This is a genomic window from Amycolatopsis kentuckyensis (genome assembly GCF_002155975.1).
GTDB classification, from domain to species: domain Bacteria; phylum Actinomycetota; class Actinomycetes; order Mycobacteriales; family Pseudonocardiaceae; genus Amycolatopsis; species Amycolatopsis kentuckyensis.
In genome coordinates this window covers 1-19,634 of record NZ_MUMI01000520.1, presented here as the reverse complement: position 1 = coordinate 19,634, position 19,634 = coordinate 1, and the positions used below count along the sequence as shown (strand labels likewise).

Sequence of the window (19,634 nt, the reverse complement as noted above, 5' to 3'; positions counted from 1 at the left end):
CGGCCATCGCCGAGTCGGGGACGTCGGGCAGCCGGCTGGCGACGTCCGGGCAGGTGATCGCCGGGGAAGCGGCGTCCTGGGCGGCCTGGTCGCGGTCGCCGTCCGCGGGCTTCGCGGGCGGGTTCGCTTCTTCGTCTTCGGTGTCGATGCGGACAACCGGCCAGAAATAGGCGGACTTGTCCCCGTTTTTGCACGTGGTGCCGGCGGCGTCGAGGCTCTTGTTGTTCGAATCCGCGTTGGAGGAGAGGTTGCCGACGTAGTCGTGCAGGTGCTGGGCACCGTTGCGGACGCCGGGCTGCGCGACGAAGTTGTCCGGGTTGAAGTGCTGGTTCTCGTTGCGGCCGCAGTCCACGGTGAAGGTTCCGGTGGACGCGCCGCGCGCGTTCGCGGGCGCTTTGTTGTTCGGGGCGACCTTGAGGATGTCGATGTAGAGCGACGGGTCGGCCTGGTCGGCGCTGGCCTGGTCGGGGCTGCCGAACGTCGTCGCCACCGCGATGCCGCCGGCGGCCACGGCCAGCGCGAGGACGCCGGTGGCGATCTTGGTGCGTCGGGAGATGCGGTGCTTTCCGGTGTTTCCGGGCATGAAGTGACTCCGAGGGGTTCAAAGGGAAGAGATGCCACCGGCCCGACACCGGTGGAGCGGTTCTCTGTTAGCGATAACAATGCTTGCCCCGTGAAGAACTCACCAATTCTTTCCGGGAGATCAACGAGGGGCGGGCACGGCGTAATCGTGACCCGTGCGCGCCCCGTTGTCCAGAGCTTTGTCGGGTGAGGAAAGAGTTCGGAAATGTGGTGAACCGCAATGAACCGGGAGCCGTGTACCCAGGTGAGGCGTGGAGTGCGGGGTCAGCTGTCCAGCATGGTCAGGGTGGGTGTCTCACCCGGCCCGACCGGGAAGTAGGCGAGGAACGTGACGCCGTCGCCCTGCGCGTCGAACCGGGCGATCCGGGTCGATTCGGGCTCGTGGAAGACGTCGCCGGGGGTGAGCACGGATTCCGGCCCGCCGTCGATCCGGTAAACGGCGGAACCCGTTTCGATGCTGCCGAACACCGGTCCGTTGTGGACGTGCAGGCCGGCGGGCTGGTCCGGGGCGATGGTGATGCGGCGGACTTCGACGCGATCGATCACCCGGGGCGCCGGCAGCGGTTGGTCCAGCACCACGGTGCGGGTGACGGCCGGGACGGCGGCGGGCGCGCCCTCGCCGACCGGGTCACCGAGTTCGGCCGGGGTGCCGTCGGCGGGTAGTTCCTCGATCGCCAGGTGGGTCAGCGACGTCGTGTCGGTGGCGCCGTGCCAGTGCCACTCGCCGGCGGCGACGCGAACCGTGTCGCCCGGCCGGATCAGCTGGGCCGGGCCGCCGCGGCGCTGGACGTAGCCGGTGCCGTCGGTGACGACGAGGACCTGGCCGAGCGGGTGCCGGTGCCAGCGGGTGCGGGCACCGGGGGCGAACTGGACCCGGTCGACGCGGGTGCGTGACGGGCCTTCGGGGACGGCGAGCGAGGTGACCCACGCGCTGCCGGTGATCGCGTCGGCGGGGGCGGGGGTGCTGGTGGCCGGGACGTGACGGACGTGCACGGGTGTTCTCCTGGGGGTCAGCGGGCGGTGAGCAGGGCGAGCACGCCGGAAACGGCCTGGTCGAACGGCTCGGGGGAGCCGGCGGCGCGGGCGAGCACGTAACCGCCCTGCAGGACGGCGACGATCGTGGCCGCCAGTGCGGCGGTGTCCAGGGACGCGGGCAGCTCGCCGGTGTCGCGGCCTTCGTCGAGCACTTCGGCCAGCCGGGCGCGCAGCCGCGTGAGGGTCTCGTCGACCGGGGCCCGCAGGTCCGGGTCGGCGACGATGTCGGGGTCCTGGGTGAGCCGGCCGATGGGGCAGCCCTTGAGCACTTCGCGTTCGCGCCGCAGGTAGGCGGTGATGCGCTCGACGGCGGTGCCGGGCGCGCGCAGCTGCGCGTCGGCGGCGGCCAGCAGTTCCTCGGCGCTGCGCCGCACGGCGGCCAGGGCGAGGTCCTTCTTGCCCGCGAAGTGGTGGTACATGCTGCCCTGGCCGGCACCCGCTCGCTGCTGGATGGCCTTGGGGCTGGTGCCGACGTAGCCGCGTTCCCACAGCAGCTCGCGGGTGCTGTCGACGAGCTGGTCCCGGGTTCCCATGGGCCCCGACTGTACATACCAGTAGGTACAGAATCAACGTGTCACAAGTTCCGGGCGGGCGGTGTCTTGAGGCCGTACACCGTTCGAGAGGAGAGCGTCATGACCTCGCCTTGCTGGGTGCTGCTGGTGGTCGGTGCGATGATCACCCGCGTCCGCCACCGCAGTGCCGGGTTCGCCGTCTTCCCCGCATGAGCAGAGGAGTTGTCATGACCGAGGCCTTCGTCGCCCACCGGAACCTGCTGTTCACGGTCGCCTACGAGATGCTCGGCTCGGCGGCCGACGCGGAGGACGTGCTCCAGGAGACGTGGCTGCGCTGGGCTGAGGTCGACCAGGCGGAGGTGCGCGAGGAGCGCGCTTACCTGGTCCGGATCACCACCCGCTTGGCGCTCAACCGGCTGCGCACGATGAAGCGCCGCAAGGAGGCGTACGTCGGGCCGTGGCTGCCGGAGCCGCTGCTGACGACGCCGGACGTGGCCGAGGACGTCGAGCTCGCGGAAAGCGTTTCGATGGCGTTGATGCTGGTGCTCGAGACGCTGGCGCCGACCGAGCGCGCGGTGTTCGTGCTGCGCGAGGTGTTCGACGTCGGGTACGACGAAATCGCGGAGGCGGTGGGGAAAACCCCGGCGGCGGTCCGGCAGATCGCTCATCGCGCGCGGCGGCACGTGGATGCGCGACGGCCGCGCGAGGTGGTTTCGGCCCGCGAGACCCGGGCGGTGCTGGAGTCGTTCCAGCGCGCGATCGAGGGCCGGGACCTGCAGGGGCTGCTGGATCTGCTGGCACCGGACGTGGTGCTGATGAGCGACGGCGGCGGCGTGAAGCAGGCGGCCCTGCGTCCGGTCGCGGGCGCGGACAAGGTGGGCCGGTTCATCGTGGGCGGAATCGGCAAGGCGGAGGTCGAACTGTCCGGCGTGCCGATGACGGTGAACGGCAACCCGGCGCTGGCGCTGCACGTGGACGGCTTGTTCGACGGGATTCTGGCGGTCCGGGTGGAAGGTGGGCGGATCAGCGGGCTCTACTTCGTCCGGAACCCGGAGAAGCTGACCCGGGTGGAGTCGGAGACGCCGTTGACCCTGCGGTGACGGGTTCCGTAACGCGGAACCGGCACGGCGCGACCCTGGCTGCGCACCGCGAACCGCGGTGCACGACGGCTCGTCCCCGGCCTCGGCGGAGCGGAATCCTGGTACGCCAGGGAAGGGTTGACACCATGCGAAGAATCTCCGGGGTGCTCCGCATCCCGTTGGTGTTGTTCTGCGCGGTCGCGCTCGCGGTCTTCGGGTTCGCGCCGGTGGCGTCGGCGGCGGTGCTCTGGCCCGACGAACAGGCGATGATCACCACGAGCACCTACCGATCCACCTACCTCTACGACGTCGGCGTGGGGAACTCCATCTCCCACGAGCAGTTCGCGCAGCCCGCGGTCACCGCGTTCTACGGCTCCCAAGGCGGCTTCGACCGCAACTTCATGGTCTGGGCGCCGATCGTGGCGATCGACCGGCCCCACGAGTTCTGGAACGGGTGCGACGGGAACACCGGTGGCCTCTGCCCGCACGTCCGCCCCGGCAACCAGCAGATCTACGACGAGATCGGGACCGGCCAGATCCACGTCAAGGAATGGCACGGCGCGTTCATCGGCGTGGCCTGCGGCAACTTCAACCACGGCGGCGCCGGCCCGATCCCGGTGATCAGCGGGACGAAGTACGAGGACGTCAACGGTGACGGCGTCCGGCAGGCGACCGAACCCGGGTTGCCCGGCTGGACGATCGACCTCTCCTACAACGGGACGCTGGTCGCGACGGCCGGCACGGACGCCGGTGGCTCCTACGCGTTCTCCTTGAACGCCAACGCCATGCCGATCGGTGCGGGGACCTACACCCTGACCGAACGCTCCCAGCCGGGCTGGGTCCAGTCCGATGCTCCCGCTCCCGTCGCCGTCGGGTACGGCGTGGGCGAAGCGCGCTTCGGCGGGAACGACTTCGGGAACTACCGGCCCGCCACGATCGGCGGCCGCAAGTTCGACGACCACGGGGCCGACGGCAGCGGGGACGGCGATCCCGGACTCGCGAACTGGACCCTCGACCTGGACAACGGCGCCACCGCGGTCACCGGGGCCGACGGCGGGTACGGCTTCTCGGGTCTCAGACCGGGCACGTACACCGTCCGTGAGCAGCAGCAGGGCGGCTGGCGCCGGACGACGCCCGCCTCCGGGAGCACGACCGTCACCGTCGTCAGTGGCCAGGTCGTCGGCGGCGTCGACTTCGGGAACGTCTGCCTCGGCGCGATCGCGGTGACCGCGCCGGACGGCGTCACCACCCGGGTCGACGAAGTGAGCGTTCCGGGTGTCCTCGCGAACGATCCGCCGGCTCCGCGCACCGCGTCGGGCACCGCTACCGTCGGCGGCTTGCTGCCCGGTACCTACCGGGTGACGATGGTCCTGCCGGACGGCGTCTTCACCACCGATCCGGATCTCACCTCGCTGGACGGGAAGTTCGCCATCGTCAAGACGGTCACGGTCGGCGAGTGCGGAACCACCGCCGTCGCGCCGCCGTTCGTCACCTCACAGCCGGGCAAGATCACCGGCGGGATCCGGATCCTGGTGCCCGGCGGGATCGCGACCGCCGGCTTCGAGTTCATGCAGCGCAAGGAAGGGCCGCGCGGCACGCTCGAGTACAACGACCACGGCAACGGGATCGACCTGCACACCTCGGACATCACCGGGATCTCGGTCTCCGGACCGGACGCCTACGTGTTCGGGCACGCCGTGCTGAACGGGGTGACCACGGGCTTCCGGCTCCACCTCGTGGACGCCGGCGAACCCGGGCGGGCGGACCGGTTCGAACTGCTGCTGGCGAACGGCTATTCGGCCGGGTACGGCCGGACGCTCGACGGCGGGAACATCCAGATCCACTGAGCGAAGCGGTCCCGGCGGTGTGCTTCCCCGCACGCCGCCGGGAGGTGCCTCAGCCCAGTCGCTTGTCCCAGTCGGCGAAGGCGTTCACCAGGTCCTCCGGTGCTCCGGACTCCCGCAGCCGGCGAACCTCCGCCTCGATGTAGTACCGGTACAGCGGAACCAGTCCCGCCGCCAGCTCCGGCTCCACCTCCGCCGCCTCCAGTGGGTGACCCGCGCGGACCTCCCGCGCCAGCCGCACGAGCGACGCCGCCGGGGCGTCCGGCTGATCCAGGTACCAGTCGATCGCTTCGTCGTTGTTCGCCGCGCGGCCCGTCGACGTCGTTCCCGAATACAGGAACCGGACCGGGAACAGCACCGCCTTCGTGAACCACACCTTGTCCACCAGCAGGCGCTTCGGCGCACGGAATTCGGCCGTCACCTCGTCCGTCGCCAGCACCGCGATCGCGAAGCCCGCGCTCTCCAGCAACAGCTCCGATGCCTCCGGGCGGGCGACCTCCGCGCGGACGTCCGATCCGGTCAGCACCCGGCCGTCGTCGGCCAGCTGCAAGCGGTCCAAGGCCGGGAAACGGCCGTCGTCGCGGCCTTCGCGCAACGCCGGCAACGATGCCCAGAACACCGAAAGCTTGCGGTGCAACGGGCTTCGCTCCTGCAGTGCCGCCGTCGTGCTTTCGACCGAAGCGCGCGTGCCGTCGTCGATGTCGGTGAGGACCAGGGCCAGGTCGATGTCGCTCGCCGCCGCGGAGTAGCCGCCGTACGACAAACTGCCCAGCAGGTACGCGCCGATCAGGCGCTCTCCCAAGGCTTCCTGGTAGGCCTCGGCGGCCTCGACGGCGATTTCGCGGGCCGCGGCGGCCGGTTCGGTGGTCGTCATGCCGCCACCGTATCGCGGCGGGCGCACTCCGCGATGCGGTCGGACACCACGCCGATCACCTGCCACGCCCGGTCCAGCACCGTGATCGCCGCGTCCGGCGTCCAGTCTTCGCGGCGCCGCAGCACTTCGTAGCCCATCTCGAGGTGCTCGACGTCCGCTTCGTCGTGCAGCTCGAAGTATTCGTCGTCGGGGAACGCCTTCGTGCCCGCCTGGCTGAACACCAGGCTGCCCGCCTCGAGGGCCAGGTGCGCCAGGACCGCGCGCTGCACGCCGGGCAGGATCGCGAACTGGTCGACGAACCAGGACGCGCCCATCTCGATGACCGGGTCCCAGACCGGCTCGCGGTCGTCCGCGCGGCTGCGGGCCAGGATCTTGTCGTGGCCGACCTCTTCCGCCTGGTGCTCGCACGCCAGCGCGCGCAGCTCCGGGTCGCTCTCGAACGTCACCCGGGCGCTGATCATCCGCTGGAAGGCGTTCGACCACGGCTGGAGGTACGTGAGCACCGCCTTCTTCGTCTCCGCCGTGGTGTTCTCGTCGGTCAGCAGCCGGATCAGGGCCGACCCCTCGTACTCCCGTTGCCGCTGCTCGTTGTGGCGGGCGACCCGCTCGACGTCCTGCTCGGTCACGATCTGCTCCTCCTGGTGGGCTATCCGAGATCGACGGGCGAAAGGGGGGCGGGTGGCGGCCGGTCGAAGACCGGGAACCGGAAGTACGTGGTCACGTCGCCGTGCCGGTTCGCGGCGCGGAAGCTCACCAGTTCCAGCACCCCCCGGCTGCCGCTCAGCGGTCCGGGCGCCAGCGCGGCGGCGAGTGCGCGGAACCGGCCGGGGTCGACGCCCTGGTCGTGCAGCAGCGCGGCCGTGCGCTCCACGGCTTCGCCGTCGTCCGGCACGAGGGCGGGCAGCCGCAGGTACGTCGTGGACTCGGCGGCACGGTCCACGCCGGACCGGAACGCCAGGCAGGTCAACGCCGCCTCGCCGGCGTCGTCGCCTTCGCCGGCCAAGGTCCGGTAAGCCGCTCGTGCCCGGCCGGAATCGTGGTGCAGCGCCACCGCGGCGACGCGCTCGACCTCGGCGAGGCCGGCGTCGTGGTTGCGGTAGTAGATCTTCACGCGGGCCTGCGCTTCGTCGGTCAGGTCGACGGCGAAGAACTCGATTTCGCGGTCGCCTTCGACAGTTTCGACGCGGCGGCGGGTTTCGGCCCACGCGGCGGCGAGGCCGAGCCGCGCCATCGCCTCGGCGACCGCGGCCTCGCGGTGCGCGTGGGGCCACGAGTACAGCCCGAAGTACGTCTTGTGGACCACGCCGGACGGTGGCCGCCAGGCGATCGAATGCCACAGCGGCGCCGGCGACGGCCGGCCGGCGCGCGGGGTGAACGTCTCGCGGACGTGGTCGAGGCGGCGGGCGCGGAAAACGCTGTCACCAGGCCAGACCACGTCGTGGCCGAGGCTGTCGAACAGCACCCGCAGTTCCGGCCGCGCGCCGGACCAGTTGACCGACATCTCGGCCGGGAAGCCGTCGTCCGCCACATAGGACGGCGACGCGGGGGACGGCCCGATCCGCTCGTGCGCCCACGGCGGCAGCAGGGCTCGCAGCATCCGGGTGGTCCGGACGGACTGCTCCAGCGGGACGTCGAGCGCTTCGCACGCGGTCGACCACAAACCACCCAGGAAATCACCGAAGAGACGACCCTGTGCCGGATAGTTTTCCCTTATATATTCAGGAAACTCCGGCACGCGACTCGTCACGAGCGGATGCTATCAGTTGGATGCTTGCTCAACTAAAAGTCTGCACCCAGGTGGTCCAGTCAATTGCGCCATGTGGGTACGCCGGTGCCCGCCGCGGCCACGGAGGGCCACAACGGACACCGGCGGCGTCCAGAGGGGACAAAAGCGGACAACGCGCAGGTCTCAGACCCGGGCCGGCACCACGGTCATCGCGTGCTTGACGAGCCGGATGAGCGCGAGCTTGCTGGAGTCGCGGTCGCGTGCGTCACACATGACGATCGGCACACGGTCCGGGACCACCAGCGCTTCGCGGATCTCGTCGGCGGTGTAGCGCGGCGCGTTGTCGAAGCAGTTCACCGCGACGACGAACGGGATCTTCCGGCGCTCGAAGAAGTCGATCGCGGCGAAACTGGTCTCCAGCCGCCGGGTGTCGACCAGCACGACCGTCCCGATCGCGCCGCGGGCCAGGTCGTCCCACATGAACCAGAAGCGCGCCTGGCCCGGCGTCCCGAACAGGTACAGGACGTGCCGCGGCGAGATGGTGATCCGGCCGAAGTCCAGCGCGACCGTCGTGGTCGTCTTCCGCTCGACACCGGAGAGGTCGTCGACGCCGGCGCTCGCCTCGGTGAGCACCTCTTCGGTGGTCAGCGGCGGGATCTCGCTGACCGAACCGACCATCGTGGTCTTCCCCGCGCCGAAACCGCCCGCGATGATGATCTTGACCGGCGTGGGGACCATGTCGGCCCCGGTGCCGTCAGTACTTGATGAGGCCATCGAGAACCGCCTGGAGTGTTTCGAGGTCCGGCGACTGCGCCGGGTTATGGGTGGGCGACCGCGTGATGACGAGGCCGCGTTCGATCAGGTCGCCGACGAGCACCCGCACGACCCCCAGCGGGATCTTGACGTACACCGCGATCTCGGCGACGGACACCGGGTGGCGGCACAGCTGCACGATCGCCACGTGCTCCGGGCCCAGCCCGGCCGGCTCCTGCTCCGAGCGCAGGGTCATCACCTGCGTGGACAGGTCCAGCCGGGCGGTGCCGGCCGGCGTCCGCCCGCTGGTGATCGTGTACGGCCGGACCAGCGGCCCGGCGGCCTCGTCGTACCAGCCGTCTTCGGCACTCATGTGGCCTCCCGCAGGACCGACGCCGCTTCGCGCGGCGCCGACGCCATGTAGTCGCCGACGCGCTTGACGAGCCGGCTCATCTCGTACGCGATCATCTCGACGTCGACGTTGTCCGCGGCCAGCACGGCGAGGCAGGCACCCTGACCGGCCGCGGAGACGAACAGGTAACCGCGCTCCATCTCGATCATGTTCTGCAGCACCGGGCCGCGGTTGAACTGCTTGCTCACCCCCTTGGCGAGGCTCTGCAGGCTGGAGGCGATGGCCGAAAGCTGGTCCGAGTCGTCCTTGCTCATCCCGGCCGACTTGCCGATCAGCAGCCCGTCGGCGGACAGCACGATGGCGTTCTGCGCGCCGACCACGCGGTTCACCATGTCGTCGAGCAGCCAGTTGAGATCGGGTTTGGGGTTCCCGTACTCGTTCATTCGACTTCAGACCCTGACTTTCCTGTGTGGACTTCCGTGTGTGTTGGCCGGGGACTACGAGTCGTCGTCCGGTCCGCCGCGCCCGCGGCGGGTGCCCTTGTGGAACGCCGCGAGCGTGCGCGCGGTGCCTTCCCCCGGCGCCACGACGTCGTCGGCGCTGTCGTCGGGTTCGTTCTCGAGCTGGGCGACGAGGTTCTGCTGCGGCTCGCGCCGGGGCAGCCGCGGCCGGTCGTCGGTCGGCTTCACGTCCGTTGCCGGAGTGATCGGCGCCGACTCCGGCGCCGCCGCCGGCACGGAGGGCAGGGCGTCGGGCGGGGTGAGGGCGCGTGCCGGGTACGGCCTCGGCTTGGTGTCTCGCTTCATCGGGATCTGACCGCTGAACGAGCTGGGCGTGTCCATCGTGCGGAGCGGGCTTTCTGCTGCCTGCGGCGCCGGGGCACCCACCGGGGCGAGGACCGCGGTGGTCTCCGCGGGGGAGGTCTCCGCGGCCGGGCCGCCGTCCTCGCCGGCCAGGTGCTGGGTGGGGATCAGGACGGTGGCGCGCAGGCCGCCGTAGCGGGACGGGTCGAAGGTGACGGTGATGCCGAGCCGGGCCGCCAGGCGCGCGACCACGAACAGGCCGAGGCTGGAGTCGGCCCGCAGCGCCATCGCGTCGAACTCGGGGGCTTCGGCCATCATCGCGTTCGCCCACTCGCGGACGCCGTCCTTCATGCCGAGCCCCTGGTCCGACACGTCGACGACGACGCCGCGCGCGACCATCCGGCTGGTCACCTCGACCGGCGAGCCGGGCGGCGAGAACGACGTCGCGTTGTCGACCAGCTCGGCGACGAGGTGGATCGTGTCGGCCACGGCGGCGCCGACGAGGGCGACGTCGGCCACCTGCTCGACCTGGACCCGGGCGTACTGCTCGGTTTCCGAGACGGCGGCGCGCAGCACCTCCATCAGCGCGACCGGCTTGCGCCAGCGGCGGCCGGGCTGCTTGCCGCCGAGGATGATCAGGTTCTCGGTGGTGCGGCGGGCCCGGGCGGCGAGGTGGTCGAGCTGGAACAGCGCCGCCAGCTGCGTCGAATCGTCCTCGCGGGCTTCCATCTCGTCGAGGATCTGCAGCTGCTGGTGGACGAGGACCTGGTTGCGGTGCGCGATACCGAGGAACACGTTGTGCACACCGCTGCGGGCCTTGGCCTCGCTCGCCGCGGCGTTGACCGCGGTCAGCTGGGCGACGTTGAACGCCTCGGCCACCTGCCCGATCTCGTCGCGGCCGTGGTCGAGCCGGGGGAGTTCTTCCTTCAGGTCGACGGCTTCGCCGTTCTTGAGCCGCTCGACGATGTCCGGCAGCCGGTTGCGGGCGAGGTCGAGGGAGTCGTTGCGCAGCCGCGCGAGGCGCGTCATCAGGGCGCGGTCGACGAGCGAGCGGGACACCCGGACCGCGACGATGATCGCCGCCAGCGAGGCGAGCAGGGCGACGATGCTGCCGATGATGACGTTGCGCAGCTGTGCGTCACCGGCGTCGATCGCGGCCGCGGAAACCTTGTCCGCCTGGGTGATCGCGAGGTCGTTGAGGCCCTGGGCGACCTGGTTCGTCGCGTTCTGCCAGTCCGTTTCGGACACCGGCACGGAGTTCTGCTCCCCGGCCGACCACGGGCCGTGCTTGACGAGCGCCTCTTCGGCGGTCGCCAGCTGCCGCCAGGCGGTGCTGGTGCTCAGCGCCTGGTACTTCTGGCGCACGCCCGGGTCGAGGAACGGCTCGAGCTGCGTCAGCTGCGTCCGGTAGATCCCGGACAGCTGCGCGAACTGGGCGAAGTCGTCCGGCGCGAACGTCCCGGCGGCGAAGGCGGTCGAAACCAGCGACGTCTCGCGCGACATCATGTCGCCGGCGCGGAAGACCGACGTCGCCGTGATGCCACCGGTCGCGGCTTCGGAGTCGGGGACGATCCGCGCCTGGGTGTCGAAGAGGTTGGACGCGGTGTCCATCACGCCGTTGTAGTAGGTGTTGACCTGCGCGCGGTCGATGCTGCGGAAGCTGATCTGCGAGCGCAGCACGGGCAGCTGGTCGAACTGGGACTTCAGCGCGTTCACCTTGGACGCGATCTCGTCCGGCGCGTTGGAGATCGTCGCGGCGAAGGCGTCCTTCAGCGTGACGAGCTTTTCGTCGGTGGCTTTCTGCTGCTGCTGGAGCCGGGCCGGGCCGAGCGCGGGGTCGTCGAGGTACTGCAGCGCGGTCTGGCGTTCCTTCTGGAACTCGGCCAGCGCGGTGGCGGCCGGGATCGAGACCTCACGCACGGAAGCCGCGACCAACCGGACGTAAACGCCATTGAAGAGGAAGTAGGACGAGACGGCGATCCACAGCACCAGCAGTGTCACGCTGGGAATGAGAACGGTCCTGGTCAGCCTTTTGCGGATCGACTTGTCGTACGGCTTGTCCGACTCGTCCCTGGGGTCTTTGTTCAGCACGGCGGTTCACGAACTCCTGAGTGACGGTCGGCGAGGAATGGGGACCCGGACGAGGAAGCGGACACGACGATGGGACACAGCGGCCGCCGTCACCCGTCTTCGCCTCACCCTCCGTGTTGCCGCGGAATCGATCAGGGTCCGTTTTTTACCACGAACCTCTGACACCCGGTTGCCGCGACCCGGCTTCCGGACACTCGTCCGCCGTGCGGCGAACAGCGTTTACTGTCTGCTCCGATGCGATTACCGGCATTTCCTCTGGTACTGGCGGTGCGGGTTAATTCGGGGAGTCGATCACTGGGCCGAACGGGTGAAAGTGAATTCGGCCGGATCGGTGTGTGACGTGGTTCGCGGGGGAGGAAAGAAGGGAACGGGCGGTGCCCGGAAGTCCCTTTGGGGGCCGGGGAACAGGGTAGGCCGTAGCTTTACAACAGTGCGGTCATTGTCAAGTTGCTTGGACATCGTCTATCCTCCTGTCAACTCAGCCGCCAAGGAGGGTGTGATGAGCGAAGCGACCGGGACCCTGCCCGCCGGCTCGACCGAGCTGTGGCGCGACCGCAAGCGGTACCTCTGGCTGATCGGCCTGGTCGTGCCCTCCCTGGCGTTCCTCGCCATCGGGCTGCACGCCGCCACCGGGTGGGGCGGGTGGTTCTGGATCGGGCCGGTCGTGATCCTCGTGGTCGTCCCGCTCATCGACCTCGTCGCCGGGCTGGACCGGAGCAATCCGCCCGACGACGTCATCGCGCGGCTGGAGAACGACCGCTACTACCGCTGGATCACCTTCGCCTTCCTGCCCGTCCAGTACCTCGGCTTCGCCGCGGCGTTCTGGCTGATCGCGCGCGGCGACCTCGGCGTCGCGGACAAGATCGGGCTCGCCGTGTCGATCGGGTGCGTCGGCGGGATCGGCATCAACACCGCGCACGAACTGGGCCACAAGAAGGAAAGCCACGAGCGCTGGCTGTCGAAGATCGCGCTGGCGCAGAGCTGGTACGGGCACTTCTACATCGAGCACAACCGCGGCCACCACGTCCGCGTGGCGACACCGGAAGACCCCGCGAGCAGCCGCGTCGGCGAAAGCTTCTACCGCTTCTGGCCGCGCACGGTCTTCGGCTCGCTGAAGTCGGCGTGGCGGCTGGAGCGCAAGCGGTACGCCCGGCGCAACCGCCACCCCTACCGGCTCGGCAACGACGTGCTCAACGCCTGGCTGATGTCCGCGGTGCTGTGGGCGGCGATGGTCGCCTGGCTCGGCGCCGGCGTCCTGCCCTACCTCGTGCTCCAGGCCGTCGTCGGGTTTTCGCTGCTGGAGGTCGTCAACTACATGGAGCACTACGGGATGCTGCGGCAGCGGGTCGGCGTGCCCGGGCGGCGCCGGTACGAGCGCGTCGACCCCAGCCACAGCTGGAACTCCAACAACATCGCGACGAACGTCCTGCTCTACCACCTGCAGCGGCACAGCGACCACCACGCCAACCCGACCCGCCGCTACCAGACGCTGCGCGACTTCGCCGAGTCGCCGGTGCTGCCCACCGGGTACGCCGGGATGATCGTGCTGGCGCTCGTCCCGCCGCTGTGGCGCCGGGTGATGGACCCGCGGGTGCTCGCCCACTACGGCGGGGACATCTCGCGCGCCAACATCCAGCCCGGCAAGCGGGCGAAAGTCCTGGCCCGCCACGGAACCCGCGTCACGGCGGCCGCGCCCGAGATCGCCGACACCCGCGGCGACGCCACCGAAGGCGGCATGTGCCCCGGCTGCGGGTACGTCTACGACGAGCGGCGCGGCGACCCGCGGGAGGGTTTCCCGGCCGGCACGCCGTGGGCGGCCATCCCGGACTCCTGGTGCTGCCCGGACTGCGGCGTGCGCGAGAAGGTGGACTTCGTCGCGCCGGGGCGGGTGGACCGGGCCGGGAGCGCCACGACCTAGAATGCCGATCATGAGCAGGGCGGTTCCGGCGCCGGCGGAAGGCGGTCAGCACCGGCAGCCGATCATCGCCGCGGCGATCGAGCTGACCGCGCGGTCCGGCTGGCAGGCCGTCACGATGGCGCGGCTGGCCGAGCTGGCCGGCGTCAGCCGCCAGACCGTGTACAACGAGATCGGCTCCAAGCCCGCGCTGGCCGAAGCGATGGTCACGCACGAGCTCGGCCGGTTCCTCTCGGTGGTCGGCGCCGCCTTCGACCGCCACCCGGACGACCTGGTCGAGGCGATCTACGACGCCGTCCGCGCGGTCCTCGAACTCGCCGACGACAACACGCTGCTGCGCGCGATCGTCTCGGCGACGCACGGCACCGCCCCCGAGCTCCTCCCGCTGCTGACCACCGACTCGGGCGCGCTGCTCGCCCAGGCGAAGGCCGTGGTGGCCGCCCGAGTGGCGGCCTACCGCCCGCCGCTGGCCGGCGACCAGGTCGACGTGGTGATCGACCTGGTGGTCCGCACGGTCCTCAGCCACGTCATGCAACCGTCGGACACGCCGGCCCACACGGCCGACGGGCTGGCGTGGGTCGCCGCGCGGGTCCTCGGGGTGACGGCGAACCCGCCGCTGCGGCACACCTAGCGGAGGCCGTGCCGGTCCAGCCACCCCGCGATCGCCGCGGCGATCTCCTCGGGCCGGTCCTCCTGGGCGTGGTGCCCCGCCTCCCCGCAGGCGACGACGTCGAGCGCGGCGATGTGATCCGTGCACCACCGGGCCAGCTTCTCGCCGATGAGCAGCGTCGGGGAGCCTTCGAAGGTCAGGAGCAGCTTCGGTGTGCCGTCGCTGGCGGCCAGCCACTCGTCGTAGGCCTCGATGCGCGCGACGAGCTCGGCCGGGTCGCCGCCGAGTGGCAGCTGACGCGCCCAGGCGAGCACCGGGCGACGGCTTTCGGGGGTCGGGAACGGGGCGAGGAAGGCGGCCAGGTCGTCGTCGCCGAGCGGAGTCCGCACGCCGCCGGTGAACGCCTGGCGGATGAACAGGTCCTGCGTCAGCACCATGTCCTCGCCGACGCCCGGGGTGCGGATCTTCCGCGAGCGCTCCGCCGCCTGCGGTGTCAGGTCGTCCCAGTCCATCGGCTTCACGATGGTTTCGAAGAAGGCGACCCCGCGGACCCGGTCCGGGTGGCGGGCCGCCCGGTCGAAGGCCAGCGCGCCGCCCCAGTCGTGCCCGACGAGGACGACGTCGTCCAGGCCGAGTGCGTCGAACCAGGCGTCGAGGTGGCGGGCGTGGTCGGCGAAGCGGTACGCGATGTCCGGCTTGGGCGAGCGGCCCATGCCGATGAGGTCGGGGACCAGCAGCCGTCCGCCGCCGAGGTGCGGGAGGACCTTGCGCCAGCTGTGCGACGAGCCGGGGTTGCCGTGCAGGAGGACGATCGGGGTGCCGGTGCCGGCTTCTTCGTGGTGCAGCATGGTTTTCAGGGCTCCAGCGGGGTGTCGAGGAGGAGGGTGAGCTCGCGGGCCAGTGCCGCGGTGCGGTCGCCGTGCCGGCCGCCGAGCGGGGCGAGCAGCCGGTCGAGCAGCTCGGCCACGGTGGCGATCGCCGGTTCGGTCACCTCGCGCCCGCGGGCGGTGAGGCGCAGCCGGACGGTCCGCGTGTCGGCCGGGTCGCGGGCGCGCTCGACGAGCCCGTCGGCGTCGAGCGTGCGGGCGAGTTTGGAGACGTAGAGCGCTTCCAGGCCGGTGTGGTCGGCCAGTTCGCGCTGGCTCGGGCTCGCTCCGGCACGCTCCAAGCCGAAGAGCGAAGCCAGGAAGACGTACTGCGCGTGCGTCAGCCCGACGGGGGCGAGGGCGCGGTCCACGGCGACCCGCCACTTCGTGGAAAGCCGCCAGACGAGGTGACCGGGGGTGCTCATGCCAAATACTGTACATGGCTACTAATTACATGGCTACTATCTCCGGTGCGGCCGGGGACGGGCCGGGGCGGGACGGTTCAGCCGGCGAGTTCGCGGATGCGGTCCATGGCCCGCCGGACCTCGGCGAAGCCGGTGGTGAGCGGGCTCAGCCCGATGCGGATGCCGTCGGGACGGCGGAAGTCGATGAGCACGCCGTGGTCGATGAGGACGCGGGAAAGCCGTTCGGCGTCCGGGTGGCGCAGGGTGACGTGCCCGGCGCGGCGGTCGTCGTCGCGCGGCGAGGCGACCGTGAAGCCGAGCGGGACGAGCCACGCGTCGGCGAGGGCGAGCACCCACCGCCCCAGCGCGACGGCCTTGGCCCGCACCCGGTCGATGCCCGCTTCCGCCAGCAGCGCGACGCCTTCCTGGACGCCCACCATGCCGAGCACCGGCGGCGTGCCGGAGAGCGCCCGCCGGATCCCGGGCGCGGGAACGTACTTCGCGGCCATGCCGAACGTGTCGGCGGCGCCCATCCAGCCGGTGATCGGCTGGCCGAACGCCGCGTGGTGGCGCGCGTTGACGTAGAGGAACGCGGGCGCGCCCGGCCCGGCGTTGAGGAACTTGTACGTGCAGCCGACGGCGAAGTCGGCGCCGGCCGCGTCCAGCTCGACCGGGATCGAGCCGACGCTGTGGCAGAGGTCCCAGACCACGAGCCCGCCGCGGGCGTGCACCAGCCGCGTGACGGCGGCGAGGTCGGTGATCGCCGCCGATCGGTAGTCCACATGGGACAGGGTGACGACCGCGGTCCGCGGCCCGGTGACCGCGGCGACGTCTTCGCTCTCGACCCACCGGACGGTCAGCCCGAGTTCGGCGGCGACGCTCTCGACGAGGAACCGGTCGGTGGGGAAGTTCGCGGCGTCGGTGACGATCTCGTCCCGGCCCGGCCGCAGCGCGACGGCGGCCCGGAGCGTCTTGTAGAGGCACACGGACGTCGAATCGGCGACGATGGTCTGCCCCGGCGTGGCGCCGAGCGCGACGCGGCCGAGCTCGTCCCCGATCTCCTCGGGCAGCGTGAGCCAGCGTTCTTCCCAGGACCGGATCAGCCGGCCACCCCACTCCCGCGCGACGAGCTCCTGCAGCCGTTCCGCGGTGGCGCGCAGCGGGCGGCCCAGGGAGTTCCCGTCGAGGTAGGCCACGACGCCGGGGTCGCCGATCGGGACGAACCGCTCGCGGAAGGCGGCGAGCTCGTCGTCGGCGTCGAGGCGGTCCGCCGCCTCGGGCGAGATGTCGGTCGTCATGTCCGCCATCATGACGGGCGCGGACCTGCCCGGGCTGCACCCCGGCGTGCTGGCGTTCGCCCGCCGGCTGGTCGCGGCCGGCTACACGACCTATCTGCCGTCGCTGGTGGGGCGGGCGGGGGAGGCGCACTCCGCGGCCGCGATCCGGCGGTCCGTGGCGCGGGCCTGCGTCGTGCGGGAATTCGCGATGCTGACCGACCGCACCAGCCGCGTCACCGGGTGGCTGCGGGCCTTGGCGGCGGTGGCGCACGCCGAGTGCGGCGCGGCCGGCGTCGTCGGGATGTGCTTCAGCGGCGGCTTCGCGCTGGCCACGGCGCTCGAACCGGCGGTGGCCGCCGCCGTCGTCAGCCAGCCCGCGCTGCCGGCGCCGCTCGGCCGCCGGGGCGCGCCGCCCTCGGGCTCGACCCCGCCGACCGCGCGCGCCTGCGGGACCGCGTCCTGGAGTTCCTCCGGGCCCGGCTCAGTCCTTCTGCTCCTTGACCCGCACCGCTTCCTTGCGCACCTCCGCCTGAGTGGCGCGCTCCCGCACCAGCCAATCCGGGCTCTCCGCCTTCAGCGCGTCGATCTGCTCGGTGGTGAGCGGCTCGGTGATGCCGCCGCGGGTGAGACCGCCGATGGAGACGCCCAGCTTCGCCGCGACCACCGGGCGCGGGTGCGGACCGGTGCGGCGCAGCTCCCGCAGCCACTCCGGCGGGTCGGCCTGCAGCGCGTTCAGCTCGTCGCGCGTCACGACGCCCTCCCGGAACTCCGCGGGGGTGGCTTCGAGGTACACACCCAGCTTCTTCGCCGCGGTCGCGGGCTTCATCGTCTGGGTGGTCTTGTGCGACGTCATGCCGTCCAGGGTAGCCAGCGTCACTCCCGGTAACCTGACCCGGTGACCTCTTTCAAGCTCGCGTACGTCCCGGGAGCGACGCCCGCCAAGTGGGTGCGGACCTGGGCCGAGCGGGTGCCGGAGGTGCCGCTGACCCTGGTCCCGGTGGCCGCCGTCGACGCGACCGGCCTGCTGCGCGCCCGCGACGCCGACGCGGCGCTGCTGCGGTCGCCGATCGACCGGGACGGCCTGCACGCGATCCCGCTCTACACCGAGACGTCGGTCGTCGTGGTGCCCAAGGACCACCTGATCGCGGCGGCGGACGAAGTGTCCACCGTGGACTTGGCGGACGAGGTCGTGCTGCACCCGGTCGACGACACGCTGGAGTGGGAGACGCGGCCGGGGCGCCCGGCGGTGTCCCGGCCCGAGACGACTGCGGACGCGATCGAGCTGGTCGCGGCCGGGGTCGGGGTGCTCGTCGTCCCGCAGTCGCTCGCCCGGCTGCACCACCGCCGCGACCTCACCTACCGGCCGGTCGGGGACGCGCCGCAGTCGAGCGTCGCGCTGTCGTGGCTGGAGGAGGAGACGACGGACCTGATGGAGCAGTTCATCGGGATCGTCCGCGGCCGGACGGTGAACAGCACGCGCGGGCGCCCGCAGGCGCCGGCCGAGCGCAAGCGCCCGGAACGCAAGCCCGCCGCGGCGAAACCGGTGCGGCGCGGCGGGGGCGGGTCGCCGGGGAAGCGGCGCCGCCGGGGCTGAGCGGCTACCGGGTCGTGGTCGTGCAGACGCAGTTGCCGTCGGCGCGGTCGGGCAGGTCGGGGTCGTCGAACCAGTGGCCGTCCTCGCCGAGGTAGCGGAACTGCAGGACGGTGCCGGGCGCCACGTCGACCGACGCGGAACGGCGGCCGTTGGACCGCGGCGTGAGGTGGTGGCGGCCGGGCGTCCAGTCGTTGAACGAGCCCACGACGCTCACCCGGCCGGGCGGCGCGCCGATCGGGAGGCTGAAGGTGACGCGCTGGGTGCCGGCCCGGCTCTTGCTGATCTTGATCACTCTGTTCGGGGCCTTTCGCGGGAACGGGTTTCGGAGGGCGTGCTCGGCACTGAGCGCGGACATGATCGCACAGCTGTGACGATTCGGTCACGCCCAGTGCCTGATCGGGTTACGGCGCCGCTCAACGGTCCGCCACTGACCGGGTGATGCTGGGGTGAACCATGATCATCTTGGGGTTGCTTCGGCCTGGCGGTGGGAAACTGACTGCCGTGACCGTCGCCGCTGATCGTCAAGTCAAGGACCCGTGTGCCTGGCTCAGCGCCGTCACCCACGAGCTCGCCGACGCCCATCCGGCCGACACGCGAGCGGTGCTCATGACGGTGTGGGACGGGTTGGTCGCCGCCCGCTTGGCCGGGCTGTACGCCGCGGCCGCTTCGCCCCGCTGGCGGGTGAGACAGCGTCACGCCGAAGCGGTCGAGTTCGATCTCGCCGTGCAGCTGGCGCGGAACTGCACCATCGGCACCGGCCTGGCCATCCCGGCCCGGCTGCCGGGCGCCGCGGTCGCCTGGCCCGCCGAGCGGGCCGACGCGGCGATCGCGGCGGTGGTTTCCTTCTGCGGCACGGCGGAAGCGATGCTGCGCCGCGCGGGCGAGCTGACCCCGGTGTGGGAGGACAGCTTGCTGGGGCCGGTCGCGCTGGCCCGCTGGCTGGCGGACTGCTGGACGGGCCGCCACACCGGCTGCCCCCTGCGGCTGCCGGTGCCCCCGCCGCCGTGGTGGCGCTGACGGGCGTGTCCGTCAGGTGAAGTCTGGTGCCGGCGAGAGGAGGCCGAGGGTGACCGACCCGTGTTCGAGACTCCCGGAGGCAACCCGCGCGGCGGTGCGCGCGCTCCTGCTGGCCGAGCTGACGGCGGCGGGCCACCGCGCCCGCGCGGCGGGCTGCACCCCCGAAGCCCTGACGGCGGTGTTCGAGGCCCGCCGCCGTTCGATCGAGGACGGCTGAGAGGGTTCGCCGCTTGCTGCCCGGCCTATGCGCCCCAAGGCGGCCTCGGGTGGAGGCCACTTCGGGGCGCATAGGCCGGGCAG

Annotated in this window: 21 protein-coding genes and 2 pseudogenes; 8 read left to right on the top strand and 15 right to left on the bottom strand. The window is 71.4% G+C overall.

Features of this window, described 5'->3' with window-relative positions; translation table 11 throughout:
* From CCN39_RS39735 to CCN39_RS39725, 3 genes and pseudogenes are all read right to left on the bottom strand, one after another.
* Positions 1-583: pseudogene (locus CCN39_RS39735) on the bottom strand (DUF1996 domain-containing protein); the annotation flags it as partial.
* Between the two features lie 263 nt (positions 584-846).
* Positions 847-1,575, bottom strand: a complete 729-nt coding sequence (locus tag CCN39_RS39730) for a cupin domain-containing protein (RefSeq protein WP_086851232.1) — start codon at positions 1,573-1,575, stop codon at positions 847-849.
* A gap of 17 nt (positions 1,576-1,592) precedes the next feature.
* The gene (locus CCN39_RS39725; RefSeq protein ID WP_086851230.1) at positions 1,593-2,150 is read right to left on the bottom strand and encodes a TetR/AcrR family transcriptional regulator; all 558 of its coding nucleotides are present in this window, start codon (positions 2,148-2,150) and stop codon (positions 1,593-1,595) included.
* 206 nt (positions 2,151-2,356) lie between these two features.
* Between CCN39_RS39725 and CCN39_RS39720 the strand changes: the two genes are divergently transcribed.
* Together CCN39_RS39720 and CCN39_RS39715 are read left to right on the top strand one after the other, a co-directional pair.
* A complete protein-coding gene (locus tag CCN39_RS39720) occupies positions 2,357-3,229 on the top strand; it encodes an RNA polymerase sigma-70 factor (protein ID WP_086851228.1) in 873 nt (290 codons plus the stop codon).
* Positions 3,230-3,354: 125 nt separating this feature from the next.
* Positions 3,355-5,055 carry a post-COAP-1 domain-containing protein gene (locus CCN39_RS39715; protein ID WP_143264330.1) on the top strand — a complete coding sequence of 567 codons (1,701 nt, stop codon included), beginning with the start codon at positions 3,355-3,357 and terminating at the stop codon, positions 5,053-5,055.
* Between the two features lie 49 nt (positions 5,056-5,104).
* Here the strand turns inward: CCN39_RS39715 and CCN39_RS39710 are convergent, their stop codons facing one another.
* From CCN39_RS39710 to CCN39_RS39680, 7 genes are all read right to left on the bottom strand, one after another.
* Positions 5,105-5,926 (bottom strand): hypothetical protein, encoded by an 822-nt coding sequence (locus tag CCN39_RS39710; protein ID WP_086851224.1) that lies wholly within the window; start codon positions 5,924-5,926, stop codon positions 5,105-5,107.
* Positions 5,923-6,552 (bottom strand): hypothetical protein, encoded by a 630-nt coding sequence (locus CCN39_RS39705; protein WP_086851222.1) that lies wholly within the window; start codon positions 6,550-6,552, stop codon positions 5,923-5,925. The genes CCN39_RS39710 and CCN39_RS39705 overlap by 4 nt, the downstream gene beginning before the upstream one ends.
* Positions 6,553-6,572: 20 nt before the next feature.
* Entirely contained in the window at positions 6,573-7,586 is a 1,014-nt protein-coding gene (locus tag CCN39_RS39700) for a hypothetical protein (protein WP_244211203.1), read from the bottom strand.
* A gap of 249 nt (positions 7,587-7,835) precedes the next feature.
* Positions 7,836-8,390 carry a GTP-binding protein gene (locus CCN39_RS39695; protein WP_086851220.1) on the bottom strand — a complete coding sequence of 185 codons (555 nt, stop codon included), beginning with the start codon at positions 8,388-8,390 and terminating at the stop codon, positions 7,836-7,838.
* Between the two features lie 16 nt (positions 8,391-8,406).
* A complete protein-coding gene (locus tag CCN39_RS39690) occupies positions 8,407-8,778 on the bottom strand; it encodes a DUF742 domain-containing protein (RefSeq protein ID WP_086851218.1) in 372 nt (123 codons plus the stop codon).
* Positions 8,775-9,200: a roadblock/LC7 domain-containing protein gene (locus CCN39_RS39685; RefSeq protein ID WP_086851216.1), complete on the bottom strand. Its 426-nt coding sequence runs from the start codon at positions 9,198-9,200 to the stop codon at positions 8,775-8,777. The genes CCN39_RS39690 and CCN39_RS39685 overlap by 4 nt, the downstream gene beginning before the upstream one ends.
* A 54-nt stretch (positions 9,201-9,254) precedes the next feature.
* Positions 9,255-11,651, bottom strand: a complete 2,397-nt coding sequence (locus tag CCN39_RS39680; protein ID WP_086851214.1) for a sensor histidine kinase — start codon at positions 11,649-11,651, stop codon at positions 9,255-9,257.
* A 499-nt stretch (positions 11,652-12,150) separates the two neighbouring features.
* Between CCN39_RS39680 and CCN39_RS39675 the strand changes: the two genes are divergently transcribed.
* On the top strand, positions 12,151-13,569 hold the full coding sequence (locus CCN39_RS39675; protein WP_086851212.1) for a fatty acid desaturase: 1,419 nt from the start codon (positions 12,151-12,153) through the stop codon (positions 13,567-13,569).
* Position 13,570: 1 nt separating this feature from the next.
* Entirely contained in the window at positions 13,571-14,197 is a 627-nt protein-coding gene (locus CCN39_RS39670; RefSeq protein WP_086851210.1) for a TetR/AcrR family transcriptional regulator, read from the top strand.
* On the opposite strand, the gene CCN39_RS39665 is transcribed toward CCN39_RS39670, so the two are convergent.
* From CCN39_RS39665 to CCN39_RS39655, 3 genes are all read right to left on the bottom strand, one after another.
* On the bottom strand, positions 14,194-15,024 hold the full coding sequence (locus CCN39_RS39665) for a haloalkane dehalogenase (protein WP_086851207.1): 831 nt from the start codon (positions 15,022-15,024) through the stop codon (positions 14,194-14,196). The genes CCN39_RS39670 and CCN39_RS39665 overlap by 4 nt on opposite strands.
* A gap of 5 nt (positions 15,025-15,029) precedes the next feature.
* Complete coding sequence (locus tag CCN39_RS39660) at positions 15,030-15,467, bottom strand: MarR family winged helix-turn-helix transcriptional regulator (protein WP_086851204.1); 438 nt, start codon at positions 15,465-15,467, stop codon at positions 15,030-15,032.
* Positions 15,468-15,544: 77 nt separating this feature from the next.
* Entirely contained in the window at positions 15,545-16,744 is a 1,200-nt protein-coding gene (locus CCN39_RS39655; RefSeq protein WP_086851202.1) for a kynureninase, read from the bottom strand.
* On the opposite strand from CCN39_RS39655, the pseudogene CCN39_RS52975 reads away from it, so the two are divergent.
* Positions 16,731-17,033 (top strand): annotated as a pseudogene (locus CCN39_RS52975) (dienelactone hydrolase family protein); the annotation flags it as partial. The gene CCN39_RS39655 and the pseudogene CCN39_RS52975 overlap by 14 nt on opposite strands.
* A gap of 171 nt (positions 17,034-17,204) precedes the next feature.
* On the opposite strand, the gene CCN39_RS39645 reads toward CCN39_RS52975, so the two are convergent.
* Positions 17,205-17,576 carry a DUF5997 family protein gene (locus tag CCN39_RS39645; RefSeq protein ID WP_208630593.1) on the bottom strand — a complete coding sequence of 124 codons (372 nt, stop codon included), beginning with the start codon at positions 17,574-17,576 and terminating at the stop codon, positions 17,205-17,207.
* Between the two features lie 42 nt (positions 17,577-17,618).
* On the opposite strand from CCN39_RS39645, the gene CCN39_RS39640 reads away from it, so the two are divergent.
* Positions 17,619-18,317: a LysR substrate-binding domain-containing protein gene (locus CCN39_RS39640; RefSeq protein WP_086851198.1), complete on the top strand. Its 699-nt coding sequence runs from the start codon at positions 17,619-17,621 to the stop codon at positions 18,315-18,317.
* A 4-nt stretch (positions 18,318-18,321) separates the two neighbouring features.
* Here the strand turns inward: CCN39_RS39640 and CCN39_RS39635 are convergent, their stop codons facing one another.
* The gene (locus CCN39_RS39635) at positions 18,322-18,609 is read right to left on the bottom strand and encodes an early set domain-containing protein (protein WP_086851196.1); all 288 of its coding nucleotides are present in this window, start codon (positions 18,607-18,609) and stop codon (positions 18,322-18,324) included.
* Positions 18,610-18,818: 209 nt separating this feature from the next.
* Between CCN39_RS39635 and CCN39_RS39630 the strand changes: the two genes are divergently transcribed.
* Positions 18,819-19,334, top strand: coding sequence for a hypothetical protein (locus CCN39_RS39630; protein WP_086851194.1), 516 nt, complete (start codon positions 18,819-18,821; stop codon positions 19,332-19,334).
* A 49-nt stretch (positions 19,335-19,383) separates the two neighbouring features.
* Positions 19,384-19,551, top strand: coding sequence for a hypothetical protein (locus tag CCN39_RS50885; protein WP_167455318.1), 168 nt, complete (start codon positions 19,384-19,386; stop codon positions 19,549-19,551).
* Positions 19,552-19,634: the final 83 nt, after the last annotated feature.

What these genes read in the sequence shown, in the direction of transcription:
- CCN39_RS39725 (WP_086851230.1), bottom strand. Translation starts at nt 2,150, where the DNA reads ATGGGAACCCGGGACCAGCTCGTCGACAGCACCCGCGAGCTGCTGTGG.
- CCN39_RS39720 (WP_086851228.1), top strand. Translation starts at nt 2,357, where the DNA reads ATGACCGAGGCCTTCGTCGCCCACCGGAACCTGCTGTTCACGGTCGCC.
- CCN39_RS39715 (WP_143264330.1), top strand. Translation starts at nt 3,355, where the DNA reads ATGCGAAGAATCTCCGGGGTGCTCCGCATCCCGTTGGTGTTGTTCTGC.
- CCN39_RS39710 (WP_086851224.1), bottom strand. Translation starts at nt 5,926, where the DNA reads ATGACGACCACCGAACCGGCCGCCGCGGCCCGCGAAATCGCCGTCGAG.
- CCN39_RS39695 (WP_086851220.1), bottom strand. Translation starts at nt 8,390, where the DNA reads ATGGTCCCCACGCCGGTCAAGATCATCATCGCGGGCGGTTTCGGCGCG.
- CCN39_RS39690 (WP_086851218.1), bottom strand. Translation starts at nt 8,778, where the DNA reads ATGAGTGCCGAAGACGGCTGGTACGACGAGGCCGCCGGGCCGCTGGTC.
- CCN39_RS39685 (WP_086851216.1), bottom strand. Translation starts at nt 9,200, where the DNA reads ATGAACGAGTACGGGAACCCCAAACCCGATCTCAACTGGCTGCTCGAC.
- CCN39_RS39675 (WP_086851212.1), top strand. Translation starts at nt 12,151, where the DNA reads ATGAGCGAAGCGACCGGGACCCTGCCCGCCGGCTCGACCGAGCTGTGG.
- CCN39_RS39670 (WP_086851210.1), top strand. Translation starts at nt 13,571, where the DNA reads ATGCCGATCATGAGCAGGGCGGTTCCGGCGCCGGCGGAAGGCGGTCAG.
- CCN39_RS39665 (WP_086851207.1), bottom strand. Translation starts at nt 15,024, where the DNA reads ATGCTGCACCACGAAGAAGCCGGCACCGGCACCCCGATCGTCCTCCTG.
- CCN39_RS39660 (WP_086851204.1), bottom strand. Translation starts at nt 15,467, where the DNA reads ATGAGCACCCCCGGTCACCTCGTCTGGCGGCTTTCCACGAAGTGGCGG.
- CCN39_RS39655 (WP_086851202.1), bottom strand. Translation starts at nt 16,744, where the DNA reads ATGACGACCGACATCTCGCCCGAGGCGGCGGACCGCCTCGACGCCGAC.
- CCN39_RS39645 (WP_208630593.1), bottom strand. Translation starts at nt 17,576, where the DNA reads ATGACGTCGCACAAGACCACCCAGACGATGAAGCCCGCGACCGCGGCG.